The sequence below is a fragment of the Neobacillus mesonae genome (assembly GCF_023715155.1).
Taxonomy (GTDB): domain Bacteria; phylum Bacillota; class Bacilli; order Bacillales; family Cytobacillaceae; genus Neobacillus; species Neobacillus mesonae_A.
In genome coordinates this window covers 49,785-65,202 of record NZ_JAMBNQ010000019.1, presented here as the reverse complement: position 1 = coordinate 65,202, position 15,418 = coordinate 49,785, and the positions used below count along the sequence as shown (strand labels likewise).

Below are 15,418 nucleotides of genomic sequence, written 5' to 3'. Positions count from 1 at the left end.
ATTATCGGAACTACTTACTTTTTGGGGACGGCCTTTTTTTATATTCCTAATATTATAGAATCAATTGACAGGAAAATTGGATAGGATTCAATTGTATCGAACAAGTATGTTAAACAATTTCAAATTTGAAAATTAAAAATAAAGAACTGTAGGGATAATAACTTATCAAGTAAAACGAAGTTGAAAAGGAAAAATGGAATTCAGGAGCAAAGCTAGGTCTTCACTTTTTTGAAATTTATATTATTTAATACTTTTGTTTATCAAATAATTTCCTAATATTTAGAATATTTTAATTGACGCTCGTTAATGTTGATATTATACTTTATATACAACAATATAGTGATATTTTCAGTTTTAAAAAGTGTTTCTAGGTCATTTTCGTGGTGGTTTGGCATATGTTAATTATTGTGACAAATATGTTTTTGGAAACCATTTTAGGGTCTGCAAATGCTCAAACCGCTATGATGAGCAAGGTAATGGTACCAGCATTTGAAAAAGAGGGTTTTAAAAAGGAATTTAGTACACCGCTGTGAGGAATCGCACTATTTATCGCATCGCTCTATAAGCGAAATAAAAATAGAACGTCTAGCTAAGTGGCGGTTGTTGCACTGATTCTGATCACCTATATACCAAGTATTACTTGATTCTAAGTATATTGGGGTCATCATAAGTAAAAAAATAGGTTTGAATAAGTGGAAAAAACGAGTGGGGGAGTTCCTCATTCGTTTTTACTTTCATGGGCAGAAATAGAATCACAGATATGAGGAGACTTTTTATGAACATTAAGAATTACTTTTTAAATATGCCATCCTCAAAAAAGAGATGGCTGATTATTAGTGGAATCATTTTAGCTGCACTTAATTTACGTGCATCGATTGCATCTGTGGGTCCAGTGATTACCTTTATCCGAAATGAAATGGGAATTTCCAATGGAACTGCAGGGATGCTGACCACTTTGCCATTAATAGCGTTTGCTGCTATTTCACCTCTTGCTCCAAAATTAGGACTAAAAATGGGTCATTCAAGGGCAATGTTTTTTGGTATGCTGCTGCTCACAATCGGAATTGTGATTCGGTCTACAGGGATCCTAATCAATTTATTTTTGGGTACAGCATTACTTGGAGTTGGCATTGCTTTTTGCAATGTGCTGCTGCCTGGAATTGTGAAGGAATATTTTCCTGATAAAACGGGACTCATGACCGGGGGCTATACATTATCAATGGGATTAAGTGCCGGGATTGCATCAGGGGTAAGTTATCCAATTGCAACATTTTCAAATTGGAAGTTTTCTTTAAGTATTTGGGCCGTTTTATCTTTTATTGCAGTTCTTTGCTGGCTTTTTCAACTATTTAATAAAGATCATTCAGTTAAATTTGTAAAACAGCCATCAAAAGGAATGATTTATAAATCACCGATTGCGTGGAAAGTAACGCTGTTTATGGGGATCCAATCTTTGTTATTTTTTTGTATGGTTGCCTGGCTCCCAGAGATTATTACAAGTTTAGGATATTCAAAATCTGTTGGAGGATGGATGTTATCACTTGTCCAAATATTAGGGCTTCCCACCATGTTTTTGATACCGATTATTGCAGACCGGTTTAAAGATCAAAGGGGAATTGTTCTATTTATAGGCATTATTGATTTAATTGGTTTTTCCCTCCTTTTGGCTGGTGGAAATATTTTTTTCATCACGATAGGAATTATTTGTTTTGGTGCTGGTCAAGGAGCGGCTATCAGCTTGTCACTTACTTTAATTACGTTGAGAACAGCCAATGTTCAAGAGGCTTCAAATTTGTCCGGGATGGCTCAGTCAATCGGATATTTAATGGCAGCAATTGGTCCATTTTTAATGGGAATCATATTTGATCTCTATCATTCTTGGACTATACCTTTAACTATTTGTTTAATTTTAACTTGTTTAATGGTGATGGCAGGCCTAGGGGCGAGTCAAAATCAATATATTTTTTCAAAAAAGCTGGATGGGACGACTGTTAACTAAATCAGACAAGGGGTTTTTTGTTATATAGTTTTCTAAATGTTAATGTTTTTCAGAGAATATGTTAATCTGATTATATGGAAGATGATAAAATTAACCTATTATCAAGTATTACTTGGAAAAAGAGGTAGATGACAATGGATGTTTCAGAAGAAAGAGATTTTAAAAGAATATCTTATGGCAGTAATGAAAATCAATTTGGAGACTTAAGGATTCCAGAGGGAGAAGGGCCGTTCCCTGTTGCGATTGTGATACATGGAGGTTTTTGGAGGGCAGGTTTATCATTGAATCTGATGAACCCCTTTGCTGAAAGTTTAACCGCAATGGGGATTGCGGTTTGGAATATTGAATATCGGCGGGTCGGTCAAGAAGGAGGAGGATGGCCTGGTACTTTTCAGGATGTTTCCAGTGCAGTTGAATTTGTCCGGACTTTATCAGAAAATTATCCGCTTGATTTAAGCCGTGTCGTGACCATTGGACATTCTGCTGGCGGACATCTGGCATTATGGGCAGCAGCAAGGCACAGGCTTCCGAAAGAAAGTATCTTGGGCAATTTTGAAAATCCATTACCGATTAAAGGTGTGATCAGTCTAGCGGGAGTTAATGATTTAGCCCTTATGTGTGAAGTTCATCAACTAAGGGAAAAAATAAGTAAGATCAGTGATAATCCAACTCGAGATCTAATGGGCGGTACAATGGAAGATGTTCCATTCAGGTATCATGAAGGTTCTCCCATTGAACTGCTGCCAATCGGGGTTCCAATGGATCTAATTCATGGTTCACTGGATATCAATGTACCCATCGGCATCAGTGAAAGTTTTGCAAAAGCAGCAAAATCTGCAGGCGATCATGTAAGGCTGAAGGCACTTCCTTATTCCGAACACTTTAAACTAATTGACCCGGATACAGAGGAATGGTCAGTGGTATTTGAATCTATACTTTCAATTATTAATCAAGAGAACTAACGAATAGTAGGGAAAGAGTTTCTTTGAACAATGTTGAAAGGACTCTTTTTTCATGATTATTAGTTTCAGTTGAGGTAATAAACCGGTTAAAGCAGCGCCAAAAGCAAAACCATGGAGAAGGGGTACTTTTCCACAGCACCAGTAATTCTTTTACACCCAGTGGCTTTGGTCTTTACAATATCGCCGGCAATGTATGGGAATGGTGCTCGGATTGGTTTACCAATGACCATTCTAATGATAAGATAATCAAAAATCCAATTGGTTCAAAGCACGGTGTCAGCCGCGTTATGAGGGGCGGACCCTGCTTATGTCATAAATCATATTGTAATCAATATCGAGCGTCCGCAAGAAGTTCCAATACTCCTGATAGTTCCTCAAGCAACCTTGGATTCCGATGTGCCAAAAATCTTGATGGAGGATCATAGAGTGGTGATGAAATGAAAATAGAAAACCTTGAAATCTTTTGCCTCGTGGTCGAGGAAGGTAGTATTAATAAAGCAGCTAAAGTAAAATTTCTTACGCAGCCAGCAGTAACGAGGCAAATTCGTCAATTGGAAAATGTCTATAACACACTTTTATTTGATAGGGATAATGGAAAACTAACGTTGACAGATAGCGGGAGAATCCTTTATCCAATAGCTAAAAAAATCGTAAATGATTTTATGCAGTCCTTGGCCATTATCAATCATTCAAAAGAGAAATATGATTTTTTATTAAATATTGGTGCCTCCTTAACCATTGGAGAATATTTACTCCCCAATATACTAGGAAAGTTTAAAAAGGAATTCCCGCAAATGGAAGTAACTTTGAAAATTGGAAGCACCCCTAGGATACTAGAACTATTGAGAAAAGATGAGATTGATATTGCATTGGTTGAAGGAGAAGTAAAAGGTGAAGAATATAAGGTAAAGAGGTTTGCTGAGGATGAAGTGGTGGTTGTGTGTTCTACCAACCATATTTGGAATGATCGGGAAATGGTAACGATAGAAGAAGTATTGGCTGAAAAGTTAATTTGGAGGGAAGAAAATTCCGGCATCCGTATTGTGGCAGAAGATATTTTGAAGGAAAATCAAATTGATGCTTCTTTTCATATCTATATGGAATTTGGCAGTACCCAGGCGATTAAAAGGGCAGTTGAGGAAAACATGGGGATATCGATTTTATCCAGGCTGACCCTTGAAAAGGAAATCAAAGAAGGGTCATTAAAAGCTTTAACCATAAAGGGAATCGATTTTAAAAGGGACTTATGGATTGTCCAAAAAAAGGGCTATATTATGAAAGATTCCATTCATCAGTTCCGAAACTATTTATCCCATATTAACTGGCAGTAAAGACCCCCGATGAATGAAGTTGAATTTTTTTATTAGGATCTGTTAAATATGGCTGTTGATTTCCGCTCTAGGTACAAGCGGTTCGGGGAGCCTTCGTGCCTTCCGTTCCAATCAACAGGACTATAAAATCAACAATATCTTTTAACACAGCCCTTATGTAAAATAAACTGGGGTTTAGTCTTAAAGATGAAGCAGTGAGGTGCAAGCAATGGAAAAGGAAGAGGTCAAACGCTGCGGGTGGGTGAATCAGGATCCGTTATATATTGATTATCATGACCATGAATGGGGAGTCCCAGTGTATGACGACCGCAAATTGTTTGAGTATTTAAATCTAGAAGGAGCACAGGCAGGGTTAAGCTGGTACACCATTTTGAAGAAACGTGAGAATTATCGTGCTGCCTTTGATCAATTTGAGGCAGAAAAAATTGCTCTTTACGATGAGCAAAAGATTGAGGAATTAATACATAACGAGGGAATTGTGAGGAATAGGCTAAAAATTAATGCCGTTGTGACTAATGCGAAAGCCTTTCTGAAGGTCCAAGAGGAACTTGGTTCTTTTGCTGATTATATTTGGTCTTTTGTTGATGGGAAACCTGTGCAGCATCACTTCAAAGATCATAGTGAAGTTCCGGCATCGTCCGAAATCAGTGATCAAATGAGCAAGGACCTAAAGAAACGCGGTTTCAAATTTGTCGGTTCCACGATTTGCTATGCATATATGCAGGCAACGGGAATGGTAAACGACCATATCACTTCTTGTTATTGCTACAAAAAAACGATGTCTTCTACCTAGACATCGTTTTTTACTATTATTTTTGTTCCATTGCAAATTCAGATGAAGGAATGGGAATCACTTTTCCTCCGATTTGTACGTGAACGGTATCGTTGAAAATGGCTTTTACAATTCCTTTTAAAGGGATAGTGGAATTAACTAATATTTTTTTAGATTCTGTTTGATTGGCCATACAAATCAACACCTTTCGAAAGAATGAAAGATAAATAGCAATTGTTACATTATATTATTCGGAAAAATTCATAGATATCCTTCTTTAACACAAAGGTTTCTGGGAAAAATAATAAAAAAAATCGGTCATGTTATGTTTTATTTGAAAGGGGTGTATTTTAAAAGGGATACATCATAACATGAACCGTAGTTCAAGTATTACAGATAAAAAGATGTTTGTCAATAAAAACATGAACTATAGTTCAATTTTTAGATTTATGGTAAGATGATTCCAGAGGTGGTAAACATGTCGGAGAGAGAAGATCAGCTGGTCGGTGAGTTTCCATTTATTCCAAGACAGGAACGGGCCCAGCAGAAAAGAAATGCATTGCTTGAGAGCGGGAGGATCCTATTTACTACAAAAGGCTATGAGCACACAACAGCAAAGGATATTGCTGCCCATGCCAGAGTAGCTGTAGGTACTTTCTATAGGTATTTTTCAGATAAACGCCAGCTTCTCATGTCCCTTATGGAGGACAAAATCGATAATTTTCTGGCACCTGAACCTTATTGGCATTCTAGTGACCCCGAGTCATTAATTGCCTCTTTATTAGAGACACATGAAAAACGGCTGCATCAATCCGAACTTTACCGTGTGTTACCTGAAATCGTATCAAAGGATATTGAACTTGCTGAAGTGATGAAAACGGCAAGAAAACGAATTCACGCCAGAATCTTATATGGTTTAAAACAATTAGCAGAAAAAGAACTGACTTGGACAGATCTTGATTTAGATATGGTTGCCTGGACTATTATGGTATTAGTTGAACATGAGCATGAAAAAGAGGAACAAACCGGAAATTCAATAAACCATCAAGAAATGGCAAAGGTCATTTGCCGAATGGTTTTCCCGCCTGATATCTTAGAAAAAATACGTGAAAAATAAGTAACCATTGCTTTGTGAAAGGACGAAATCTGTGAATTTTGACCAATTTTTTCAAATGAAAGAGCTGAAGGAATTAAAGCTGGAACTAACAAGGTTTATGATGGCTTATAAATTTGCGCTGGACGAAATGAATACCAAAATAAATATTCTAAAAGATGAATTCAATTATATTCATGAATACAACCCTATTGAACATGTATCCTCCCGGCTAAAATCACCAAAAAGCTTATTGGAAAAGGTGCATCGAAAAGGATATGATTATACGCTGACATCGATTAAAGAAAATATTAGGGATATTGCAGGGGTGCGGATCACTTGTTCATTTCTTTCAGATATTTATAAAATTGCCGATATGATTGCCAAGCAAAAGGATGTACATGTCGTAGAATTTAAAGATTATATTAAAGATCCAAAACCGAACGGATATCAAAGCCTGCATTTGATATTACAAATTCCCATTTTTATGTCTGACCGGGAAGAACTCCCATTTGTAGAAGTACAAATCCGCACCATTGCTATGGACTTTTGGGCCAGTGTGGAACATAAGATTTATTACAAATACAATAAAGAGGTACCAAGCAGTATGGTTGAGGAATTAAAAGAAGCTGCCATTATGGCATCAAATCTCGATCAAAAAATGGAGCGCCTCCACAATGAAATTGTGGAGATCAAACAGGCAAATGAAACCAAAGAAGAGGAAGAACTGCTTGTTCAGATTCAAAATGGCAGCTGGAATATTCCCCTTTTAGAAAATTTATTCCCTAAAAAAGGTTTAGAATAAAAAAATAAGGTCCATCTAAAGACTTTGATGGGCCTTGGTTGAAATATGGATCAAAATTACTGAGCTGGTTTTTCAACAAAAAATTCAGATGTTGGGATCGTGATAATTTTTCCGCCAATTTGAACATGAACGGTATCATTGAAAATGGCTTTGACAATACCTTTTAACGAAATGGTGGAATTTACAGAAATATTCTTTTTTGACTCAGCAGGGTTTGCCAATGGAACCAACACCTTTCAATTATTATTTGATGATATTATATAGGATAAACCGCTTTTTTGGCGAATAAAAAGAATTAAAAATGGTCACTTCTTTGTAAAATAATATATACAGCTATTGCCCAAATGTTGTGCTTTTATACGAAATTTTTTTATCAGAAAAGCCCATCCAGATGGACGGGCATTTAGAACTAATAATGAAGTTTGCTGTCAATGTTGGACAATAGACGCATGCTTTTTAAATATTCCCGTTCGCGGCGTTTTTCAACTTTCATTCTAACGTCAAGTTTTCTGCTGTAGTCTGCAAAACATACTCCATGAGCTTTATACATGGCTTTTTCCATATCACTCGTGTAATTCAACTTTAAATGGTTGATATAAATCCCTCCGGTTTATAGTTTTTGCGACTTACTCATAAATGACTTACTCTTAAATATAGTTCTCATCTTAACATCATGTGCTAAAATGAACAAAGTGTAAAATAAAGGATTTAACGCGATAAAGCCGAAGAATTTCGAAAATGGAAAAAATATCTCCCTGTAGCTTAGAATAATGGTAAAATACTCATGATAAAAGCATGGGTTATAATTCACATTCCCTTTCGCCTTACGGTATGGGGGTATGTTATAATGAAAAAAAGAGGAGGCCGATGCGAATGTCTAATGACTTGGAACAAGGAGAAATGTTAGATTCATCCTGCTGCAACGAAGAGGGGAACCAGCGAAAAAGTCATCACTCAGATAAAGTAAAAAATAACATGATCACAAGATTAAACCGTATCGAAGGTCAAATTCGTGGTATTAAAGGACTAATTGAAAAAGACACATACTGTGATGACGTCATCCACCAAATTTCAGCTACCCAATCGGCCTTAAACAGTGTAGCGAAAATTTTGTTAGAGGGTCACATGAAAAGCTGTGTAGTGGAAAGAATTCAAGAAGGCGACTTAGAAGTTTTGGATGAGGTGCTCGTAACCATTCAAAAATTAATGAAAAAATGAGCAAAAAAGACTCAAGATGAGTCTTTTTTTTATTGGGAAAATGTGTTTGATTTCTGTATATTGTTTGATTCCGGTACCCTAAGCAGGATGAAGGCTCCAATAATAAATAGAACAATAAGGCTAAATACACCGCTGTTTGTATTCCCCGTCATCTGGGCTGTAAACCCGACTAAGAAAGGACCTAAGATGGCCGCGAATTTATAGAAAATACTATAGAATCCGAAAAATTCATTGGCATTTTCCTTAGGTACCAGTTTGGCAAAATAAGACCGGCTTAATGCCTGAATCCCTCCTTGTGAGGAAGCGACAAGCATGGCCAGAATCCAGAAATCCAATACCGTTTTTAAGAAATATGCATAAGTACATATAATGATATAGACAAATATTCCAACCAATAACATGATTTTTCCTTGATATTTATCTGCCAGCTTACCATAAATCACGGCAAAGGGTGCTGCCACCACTTGTGTCACAAATAAGATGATTAAAAGACTGGTAGAATCAATCCCCAAATCTGTTCCATAGGCAGTAGACATCGTAATAATGGTATTAACTCCGTCAATGTAAAAGAAATAAGCCAGTAAGAAGAGGAATAATGGGCGGTATAACTTAATTTTTTTTACCGTCTTGACTAATTGTTTAAAACCGTTAGATACCGGATTTGGCACACGTTCTTTATAATAAATCTGTTTTACATTTCTCAGCATTGGTATCGTAAACAGCCCCCACCATAATGCTGTGATCGCAAAGGCAAGCTGGCTGGCAACGGTAACAGAGAAGGGCAGGATGTGCTGTTGTGAAAGGATAATGAGGGCAATTCCTAAAATAAACGGAATGGTGCTGCCAATATACCCCATTGCAAATCCGTTGGAGGAAATTTTGTTCATCCGCTCCTCTGTTGTGACATCGACAAGAAAAGCATCATAGAAAATACTTGTGCCGCCAAATCCAATAACGGTAAGCATATAACAGAGTAACAAAATCAGCCAATGACTGCTTGGGACAGCTGCCAGCATCAAGGTGAAAATAATCCCTAAGGCAAAGAAAAACGTGAAAAAACGTTTCTTAAAACCTTTGAAATCAGCAATGCTCCCAAGAATGGGTGCACAAATTGAAACCAGAAGGGTGGCAAATGAATTGGCATAACCCCAATAGGCAGTGGAAGTGGCTCCTGAAAGACCGGCTGAGCTTGCAGCTGCCTTAAAATATAGCGGAAATACAGCTGTTGTAATGAGGATGGAATAGGCAGAATTGGCCCAATCGTAAAATACCCAGCTTTTTTCTTGCTTTGACATCCGGCTCATCTTGTTCCCTCTTTTCTTTTGCAAAGTAATGGACGGGTGGAAGGAAATAACTGTGGTCTAAAAATGAATATCTAGTTAGGTTTATTTTACTATATTAAGCAGGAATGAGGATAAAAAGTTACTGAATCTTTAGAATAAATTAACAAACGATCATTGATTTACATAATAAATATTATGTTAACAGCGGAAACGAAATTTGATTTTTAATATTTTTTTGATATAATATCTCTGCATTGGAACATAGTGGGAATTTTAGAACAAAAATGAAAGAGGTAGCAAATGAAGATTTGGTTTAATAGGTGGTTTACGACTGTTTTGCATTACATGGAAATGATTCGAAACAATGAGGATCAGCGGAAATTTATTATATATGGCAGTCATCCAAATCGTGATGCACTGTACTTACAATATTGTGATTTTGCATTTGAAGAGCCGGAAATAACAGGTGATAAGTACGTCGATTTTTGCCTTGATTTTTGTAAGACCCATGGAATTGAGATTTTTGTACCAAGGATGGAAAATGTTTTAATCTCAAAAAGAGTAGCTGAATTTGAGGCGATTGGGGTAAAAGTCTTGGTATGCCCAGACCCAGTACTGATGGAAATGATGGACAATAAGGCCGTTACCTATCAAGAACTTTTGAAAAATGAAGGCGGTTCCATTTTTCCAATCCCTGACTATATCGTCGTAAATGATGTTGCTGGGTTCAAACAGGCATATGCGGCTTTAAAAGACAAAGGACATAAGGTTTGTTTTAAGCCTGTAATTGGGGAAGGGGCGAATGGGTTCCGTGTGATTAAGGATGAAATGGATTCAATAGAGCAGCTTTTTCGGCACGGTACCAGTTTTCGTATTCCCTTCCACTATGCCTGCGATATCCTAGGACAGCAGGATACCTTCCCAGATTTAATGGTAATGGAATATTTGGATGGCAGGGAGTACAGTATTGATTGTGTTTCATCCAAGGATCAATTATATGCTGCTATCCCAAGAATGAAAGGCGACGGAAGGGTGCGGGAACTGGTAGACCACCGGGAACTGATTCAGCTGGCCCATGAATTTCATCGTAAATATAAAATTCCATATGTATTTAATATACAAGTAAAATACAACAATGGCATTCCAAAATTGCTTGAAATCAACCCGCGCATGAGCGGAGGCATGCATATAAGCTGCCTCTCCGGCATTAATATGCCATATCTTGCCATCAAAATTCTGCTTAACGAGAAAATTGATGCTAAACAGCTAAAACCAAAGTTTGGAATCCGTGCAAGTCATATTGAGAAGGAAATGATATTGTTGTCAGACACACAGAAGAGATAAGATTTTGCAACATGAGGGGACAATTTTACAAATAGTTACATAAAAAGGGCCAATACCTGTTTAAGGCATTAGCCCTTTTTGTGTTAGTTAGTTTTATAGTTAACATTCGGTGTGTAGTTATTTTCAGCATTCCATAATAAAAATTCATGTATTCCCTGAGAATGGAGAGCTCGTATTTGGTCTTCGATTTCCTTTTTTCCATATTTCTTGTAATTTCCTTTTCCCAGGTAAGAGGCCGTAAAGTCTTGAAGCCATGGCCGTGAAACAGGAGGTGCGGGCAATTTCTGAAGACGTGAATTTTCAACTTTAGCATACTCAGAAACAAGCCTGTAGGGTTCTAAATCCGGTTTTTTGATTCCAAAAATCTCTGTCCAATGGCTTGGATAAATCATCGCAGAAATGACATCGACATGCTGGGCAATTTGTGAAAAGTTCTGGCCAATTCCTGGTGCTTCCGGGATGACAGTGGCGTTCCCAAAAACATCGACTGACATTTTGACACCATATGGATGTAGTTTTTCATGAGCGGTTTTCACAAACTCCGATACGGCGGACACCCGGCTTTTCTTTTCTGCTTGCCCGACATATTGGAGAGATGATTCAAAGGTCTCAAATTTTTCCGGAAATCTGACATAATCAAATTGAATTTCTTTGAATCCTATTTTTGCTGCCTCAATGGCAATCCCAATATTGTAATCCCACACCTGTTTGACAAACGGATTGGTAAATGAATCACCTCTGCTATTTTTCCAAACGCCTTCCCTCGTTTTAAAAGACCAGTCCGGATTCGATTTTGCTAATACATTGTCTTTAAAAACCACAATTCTGGCAATTGGATAGATATGATTTTTGTATAAAATGTGCATGAGTTTTTTTGGGTCTTTCATATATGGTCTGCTGATGGAATAGTAAGGCGAACTTTTTGACGGCTGAAAGGTAAGGGTGCCGTGATCATCCTTGACATCGATGACCATTGCATTTAAATCGGATTGAGTCACAAGATGTAACAGTTTTTCAAACTTTGGTCCTTGTGTGTTGGAAGCCTGGACATAAATTCCTCTAACTGACGATGGGGATTCATGTGTTTTTGCACATGCATACCCCAAATTGAAACCAAGGAAAATAAATAAAGCACTCAACAACATAATAAATTTTTGCATCACATCACTCCCATTCCTTTCCCCTTATCGTTTACCTCGACTGACAAAAACATTCTAATGGTTCTATTTAATAATTTTTGCATTTTTATCGATATTTTTCAGAGGATTTACATTTTATAGTAATAGGAAGTAAAAACCTGAAAGGGAGTGTGGAGAATGGATGCAAAGACTTCACAGCCAAGGGTTATAAAAAATTTCAAAGGAACACAATTACATGCAAAGGGCTGGATCCAGGAGGCAGCCCTTCGAATGTTATTGAACAATCTTGATCAAGAAGTAGCAGAAAAACCAGAAGATTTAGTTGTTTACGGCGGTATTGGAAAGGCTGCACGCAACTGGGAATCCTTTGATGCTATTGTAAAGACGATTTTACAATTGGAAAATGATGAAACCCTGTTAATTCAGTCGGGAAAACCTGTCGTAGTGTGGAAGTCGCATAAGGACGCCCCACGGGTATTGCTGGCAAACTCTAACCTTGTACCTGCCTGGGCCAATTGGGAGCATTTCCATGAGCTGGATCAAAAGGGTTTGATGATGTTCGGTCAAATGACAGCAGGAAGCTGGATTTATATTGGCAGTCAAGGCATTGTTCAGGGTACTTATGAAACATTTGCCGAACTGGCACGTCAAAAATATGGCGGTACATTAAAACATACGATCACCTTGACGGCCGGTCTTGGCGGAATGGGCGGGGCCCAGCCTTTAGCGGTGACCATGAATGAAGGCGTATGTATCGCTGTTGAAGTGGATGAGAGGAGAATAGAACGCCGGATTGAAACCAAATATTTGGATGTAAAAACAAATGATATAGATGTGGCATTAAAAATGGCAAATGAAGCGAAGACAGCCGGCAGGGCATTATCCATCGGCTTATTAGGAAATGCTGCTGAGGTGCTGCCGCAATTCATTCAAAAAGGCTTCAACCCAGATGTGTTAACCGACCAAACATCTGCCCATGACCCATTAAATGGATATATTCCGGCGGGGTTCAGTATTGAGAAGGCGGCTGAATTACGCAAGAAGGACCCTGGAAAATATGTAAAGCTTTCAAAACAAAGCATGGCTTTACACGTAAAAGCTATGCTTGAAATGCAGCAAAAAGGAGCGGTTACTTTTGATTATGGAAACAATATCCGTCAGGCTGCGAAGGATGAAGGGGTAGAACACGCCTTTGATTTTCCAGGTTTCGTTCCGGCCTATATCCGCCCATTATTCTGTGAAGGAAAGGGGCCTTTCCGCTGGGCAGCCTTGTCAGGAGACCCTGAGGATATTCGAAAAATTGATGAGGTTTTGCTCCGCGAATTTAAAGAGGATGAGCATTTGTGCAAATGGATCCGAATGGCTCAGGCTAAAATTGCTTTCCAAGGGCTCCCTGCAAGGATTTGCTGGTTAGGGTATGGGGACCGTGCACGCTTTGGAAAATTGATTAATGATATGGTCGCATCCGGTGAAGTGTCCGCACCGATTGTAATTGGCCGCGACCACCTTGATGCAGGTTCTGTTGCTTCCCCAAACCGGGAAACAGAAGGAATGAAAGATGGAAGTGATGCGGTGTCTGACTGGCCTATATTAAATGCCCTGATTAATGCAGTCGGCGGAGCCAGCTGGGTTTCATTTCATCACGGAGGCGGAGTAGGAATGGGCTATTCACAGCATGCCGGAATGGTCATTGTCGCGGATGGTACGAAAGATGCAGAGGTCCGCCTGCAAAGGGTTCTCACGACTGATCCTGGAATGGGAATTGTCCGGCACGCCGATGCAGGATATGATCTGGCAATAAAAACGGCGAAGGAAAAAGGCATTAAGATGCCCATGTTGGAGGAGGATTCATAACTAGTTTGGTTTTTATTAAAAGCCGCTGCTCGATTTCTAATTTGACTGGTTTTGCTGCTGGTTGACCAAGGATATCTGCGAGTTTAAGCAATTTATCTGCGAGTTTGCGAAGGATATCTGCGGGATTTAGCAAAATATCTGCGAGTTTGCGGAGAATATCTGCGGCTTTTAGTGATTTATCTGCAGTTAAAAAAAATTTACAATATATCTGCAGTTTTCCGAATTATATCTGCAATTCACATAACGAGTCCAATAGACTGAGAGGATGTTTGAATTGAAGAAGGCAGTTTTTATTCGAAACGCGTCGCAGCTGGTGACATTAAGGGGGACTTCCAATGCCCCCCGTGTAAAAGGTGAAATGTCTGAGCTTGGAATTATTGAAAATGGAAGTCTCTGGATTGAGGATGGAATTATTCAGGCAGTGGGGACAGATCAGGAACTAATGGCAAGGGTCAATGGCCGTCTAACTGAGGCAGACATGGTGGATGCAAGCGGCAAACTGGTCACACCAGGGCTTGTTGACCCTCATACACATCTAGTTTTTGCAGGCAGCCGTGAAAATGAATTTAATATGCGGCTGCAAGGTTCGACCTATATGGAAATCATGAATAAAGGCGGCGGGATACACGCCACAACAAGAGCAACAAAGGCAGCATCACATGAGGAACTTTTTCAACAAAGCTATACGCGCTTAAATCAATTTTTACTTCATGGCGTTACAACGCTTGAGGCAAAAAGCGGTTATGGGCTGGAATGGGAAACCGAACGAAAGCAGCTGGAGGTAGCTAAACAGCTCAATGAACAGCATCCCATAGATATTGTCTCAACATTTATGGGGGCACATGCCATACCGAAGGAATACAAAGACCGGCCGGATGACTTTGTTCAACTCCTGATCAAACAAATGATTCCAAAAGCTGCCGAATGGGGGCTGGCTGAATTTAATGATGTTTTTTGCGAAAAAGGGGTTTTTACTCCTGAACAGGCAAAAATCATTTTAGAAGCAGGTAAGTACTTTGGGCTGATGCCAAAAATTCATGCTGATGAAATTGAGCCTTATAAAGGGGCAGAGCTTGCTGCAGAAATAGGGGCAATTTCTGCAGATCACCTGTTAAAAGCTTCAGAAATAGGCATGAAGGCCATGGCCGAAAAAGGGGTAGTCGGGGTCTTGCTTCCCGGAACAGCCTACTTCCTGATGGCTGAATCTGCTAATGCCAGAAAAATGATTGACCTTGGTGTTCCGGTTGCATTATCCACAGATTGCAATCCCGGTTCATCTCCGACCATCTCACTTCCGTTTATCATGAATTTAGGATGCCTAAAAATGGGGATGACACCAGCCGAGGTGATAACAGCAGCAACCATTAATGCGGCACACGCGATTAATCGCTCTAAGGACATCGGAAGTCTTGAAGTTGGTAAAAAAGGAGATGTAACCATTTTTAATTGCGAAAATTATATGAAACTACAATATTCATATGGGGTAAATCATACCGATACGGTTATCAAAAATGGCCGCGTGGTTGTTAAAGACGGACATTTGGCAGGACCGTTTTCCCGCCCCTAGGCATAAAAAAAACCTTGATTTGATTTCAAGGTTTTTTTATGCCCAAAGACA

Annotated in this window: 17 protein-coding genes; 12 read left to right on the top strand and 5 right to left on the bottom strand. The window is 38.7% G+C overall.

The window, feature by feature from the left end:
* The first annotated feature begins 395 nt into the window (after positions 1–395).
* From M3183_RS27325 to M3183_RS15865, 6 genes are all read left to right on the top strand, one after another.
* Positions 396–533 (top strand): TRAP transporter large permease subunit, encoded by a 138-nt coding sequence (locus M3183_RS27325; RefSeq protein WP_311315377.1) that lies wholly within the window; start codon positions 396–398, stop codon positions 531–533.
* 242 nt (positions 534–775) lie between these two features.
* Complete coding sequence (locus tag M3183_RS15885) at positions 776–1,999, top strand: CynX/NimT family MFS transporter (protein WP_251471150.1); 1,224 nt, start codon at positions 776–778, stop codon at positions 1,997–1,999.
* Between the two features lie 134 nt (positions 2,000–2,133).
* A complete protein-coding gene (locus tag M3183_RS15880; protein ID WP_251471148.1) occupies positions 2,134–2,961 on the top strand; it encodes an alpha/beta hydrolase family protein in 828 nt (275 codons plus the stop codon).
* Positions 2,962–3,038: 77 nt separating this feature from the next.
* Positions 3,039–3,386 (top strand): formylglycine-generating enzyme family protein, encoded by a 348-nt coding sequence (locus M3183_RS15875; RefSeq protein ID WP_251471205.1) that lies wholly within the window; start codon positions 3,039–3,041, stop codon positions 3,384–3,386.
* Between the two features lie 12 nt (positions 3,387–3,398).
* A complete protein-coding gene (locus M3183_RS15870; protein WP_251471147.1) occupies positions 3,399–4,292 on the top strand; it encodes a LysR family transcriptional regulator in 894 nt (297 codons plus the stop codon).
* A 208-nt stretch (positions 4,293–4,500) separates the two neighbouring features.
* On the top strand, positions 4,501–5,085 hold the full coding sequence (locus M3183_RS15865) for a DNA-3-methyladenine glycosylase I (RefSeq protein ID WP_251471146.1): 585 nt from the start codon (positions 4,501–4,503) through the stop codon (positions 5,083–5,085).
* A 16-nt stretch (positions 5,086–5,101) separates the two neighbouring features.
* Here the strand turns inward: M3183_RS15865 and M3183_RS15860 are convergent, their stop codons facing one another.
* Positions 5,102–5,257: a hypothetical protein gene (locus M3183_RS15860; RefSeq protein ID WP_251471145.1), complete on the bottom strand. Its 156-nt coding sequence runs from the start codon at positions 5,255–5,257 to the stop codon at positions 5,102–5,104.
* A gap of 285 nt (positions 5,258–5,542) precedes the next feature.
* Between M3183_RS15860 and M3183_RS15855 the strand changes: the two genes are divergently transcribed.
* Both M3183_RS15855 and M3183_RS15850 read left to right on the top strand, forming a co-directional pair.
* Entirely contained in the window at positions 5,543–6,181 is a 639-nt protein-coding gene (locus M3183_RS15855) for a TetR/AcrR family transcriptional regulator (protein WP_251471144.1), read from the top strand.
* 55 nt (positions 6,182–6,236) lie between these two features.
* Positions 6,237–6,962 (top strand): GTP pyrophosphokinase, encoded by a 726-nt coding sequence (locus M3183_RS15850; RefSeq protein ID WP_251471204.1) that lies wholly within the window; start codon positions 6,237–6,239, stop codon positions 6,960–6,962.
* 56 nt (positions 6,963–7,018) lie between these two features.
* Here the strand turns inward: M3183_RS15850 and M3183_RS15845 are convergent, their stop codons facing one another.
* Both M3183_RS15845 and M3183_RS27615 read right to left on the bottom strand, forming a co-directional pair.
* Entirely contained in the window at positions 7,019–7,183 is a 165-nt protein-coding gene (locus tag M3183_RS15845; RefSeq protein ID WP_251471143.1) for a hypothetical protein, read from the bottom strand.
* A gap of 188 nt (positions 7,184–7,371) precedes the next feature.
* The gene (locus M3183_RS27615; RefSeq protein WP_464514026.1) at positions 7,372–7,512 is read right to left on the bottom strand and encodes a hypothetical protein; all 141 of its coding nucleotides are present in this window, start codon (positions 7,510–7,512) and stop codon (positions 7,372–7,374) included.
* Positions 7,513–7,862: 350 nt separating this feature from the next.
* Between M3183_RS27615 and M3183_RS15840 the strand changes: the two genes are divergently transcribed.
* Positions 7,863–8,180, top strand: coding sequence for a metal-sensitive transcriptional regulator (locus tag M3183_RS15840; RefSeq protein ID WP_251471203.1), 318 nt, complete (start codon positions 7,863–7,865; stop codon positions 8,178–8,180).
* Positions 8,181–8,209: 29 nt separating this feature from the next.
* Here M3183_RS15840 and M3183_RS15835 read toward each other — a convergent pair whose 3' ends face one another.
* Positions 8,210–9,484 carry an MFS transporter gene (locus M3183_RS15835; RefSeq protein ID WP_251471140.1) on the bottom strand — a complete coding sequence of 425 codons (1,275 nt, stop codon included), beginning with the start codon at positions 9,482–9,484 and terminating at the stop codon, positions 8,210–8,212.
* Positions 9,485–9,763: 279 nt separating this feature from the next.
* On the opposite strand from M3183_RS15835, the gene M3183_RS15830 reads away from it, so the two are divergent.
* Entirely contained in the window at positions 9,764–10,807 is a 1,044-nt protein-coding gene (locus M3183_RS15830) for an ATP-grasp domain-containing protein (protein WP_251471138.1), read from the top strand.
* An 83-nt stretch (positions 10,808–10,890) separates the two neighbouring features.
* Here M3183_RS15830 and M3183_RS15825 read toward each other — a convergent pair whose 3' ends face one another.
* Positions 10,891–11,967: a putative glycoside hydrolase gene (locus tag M3183_RS15825; protein ID WP_251471137.1), complete on the bottom strand. Its 1,077-nt coding sequence runs from the start codon at positions 11,965–11,967 to the stop codon at positions 10,891–10,893.
* Between the two features lie 156 nt (positions 11,968–12,123).
* Between M3183_RS15825 and hutU the strand changes: the two genes are divergently transcribed.
* Both hutU and hutI read left to right on the top strand, forming a co-directional pair.
* Positions 12,124–13,800: a urocanate hydratase gene (hutU, locus tag M3183_RS15820; protein WP_251471136.1), complete on the top strand. Its 1,677-nt coding sequence runs from the start codon at positions 12,124–12,126 to the stop codon at positions 13,798–13,800.
* A 274-nt stretch (positions 13,801–14,074) separates the two neighbouring features.
* Positions 14,075–15,367, top strand: a complete 1,293-nt coding sequence (gene hutI / locus M3183_RS15815; RefSeq protein WP_251471135.1) for an imidazolonepropionase — start codon at positions 14,075–14,077, stop codon at positions 15,365–15,367.
* Positions 15,368–15,418 lie beyond the last annotated feature (51 nt).

Excerpts from the sequence above, each read along its gene's own strand:
- M3183_RS27325 (WP_311315377.1), top strand. The coding sequence starts at position 396 with ATGTTAATTATTGTGACAAATATGTTTTTGGAAACCATTTTAGGGTCT.
- M3183_RS15885 (WP_251471150.1), top strand. The coding sequence starts at position 776 with ATGAACATTAAGAATTACTTTTTAAATATGCCATCCTCAAAAAAGAGA.
- M3183_RS15880 (WP_251471148.1), top strand. The coding sequence starts at position 2,134 with ATGGATGTTTCAGAAGAAAGAGATTTTAAAAGAATATCTTATGGCAGT.
- M3183_RS15870 (WP_251471147.1), top strand. The coding sequence starts at position 3,399 with ATGAAAATAGAAAACCTTGAAATCTTTTGCCTCGTGGTCGAGGAAGGT.
- M3183_RS15865 (WP_251471146.1), top strand. The coding sequence starts at position 4,501 with ATGGAAAAGGAAGAGGTCAAACGCTGCGGGTGGGTGAATCAGGATCCG.
- M3183_RS15860 (WP_251471145.1), bottom strand. The coding sequence starts at position 5,257 with ATGGCCAATCAAACAGAATCTAAAAAAATATTAGTTAATTCCACTATC.
- M3183_RS15855 (WP_251471144.1), top strand. The coding sequence starts at position 5,543 with ATGTCGGAGAGAGAAGATCAGCTGGTCGGTGAGTTTCCATTTATTCCA.
- M3183_RS15850 (WP_251471204.1), top strand. The coding sequence starts at position 6,237 with ATGAAAGAGCTGAAGGAATTAAAGCTGGAACTAACAAGGTTTATGATG.
- M3183_RS27615 (WP_464514026.1), bottom strand. The coding sequence starts at position 7,512 with ATGTATAAAGCTCATGGAGTATGTTTTGCAGACTACAGCAGAAAACTT.
- M3183_RS15840 (WP_251471203.1), top strand. The coding sequence starts at position 7,863 with ATGTTAGATTCATCCTGCTGCAACGAAGAGGGGAACCAGCGAAAAAGT.
- M3183_RS15835 (WP_251471140.1), bottom strand. The coding sequence starts at position 9,484 with ATGAGCCGGATGTCAAAGCAAGAAAAAAGCTGGGTATTTTACGATTGG.
- M3183_RS15830 (WP_251471138.1), top strand. The coding sequence starts at position 9,764 with ATGAAGATTTGGTTTAATAGGTGGTTTACGACTGTTTTGCATTACATG.
- M3183_RS15825 (WP_251471137.1), bottom strand. The coding sequence starts at position 11,967 with ATGCAAAAATTTATTATGTTGTTGAGTGCTTTATTTATTTTCCTTGGT.
- hutU (WP_251471136.1), top strand. The coding sequence starts at position 12,124 with ATGGATGCAAAGACTTCACAGCCAAGGGTTATAAAAAATTTCAAAGGA.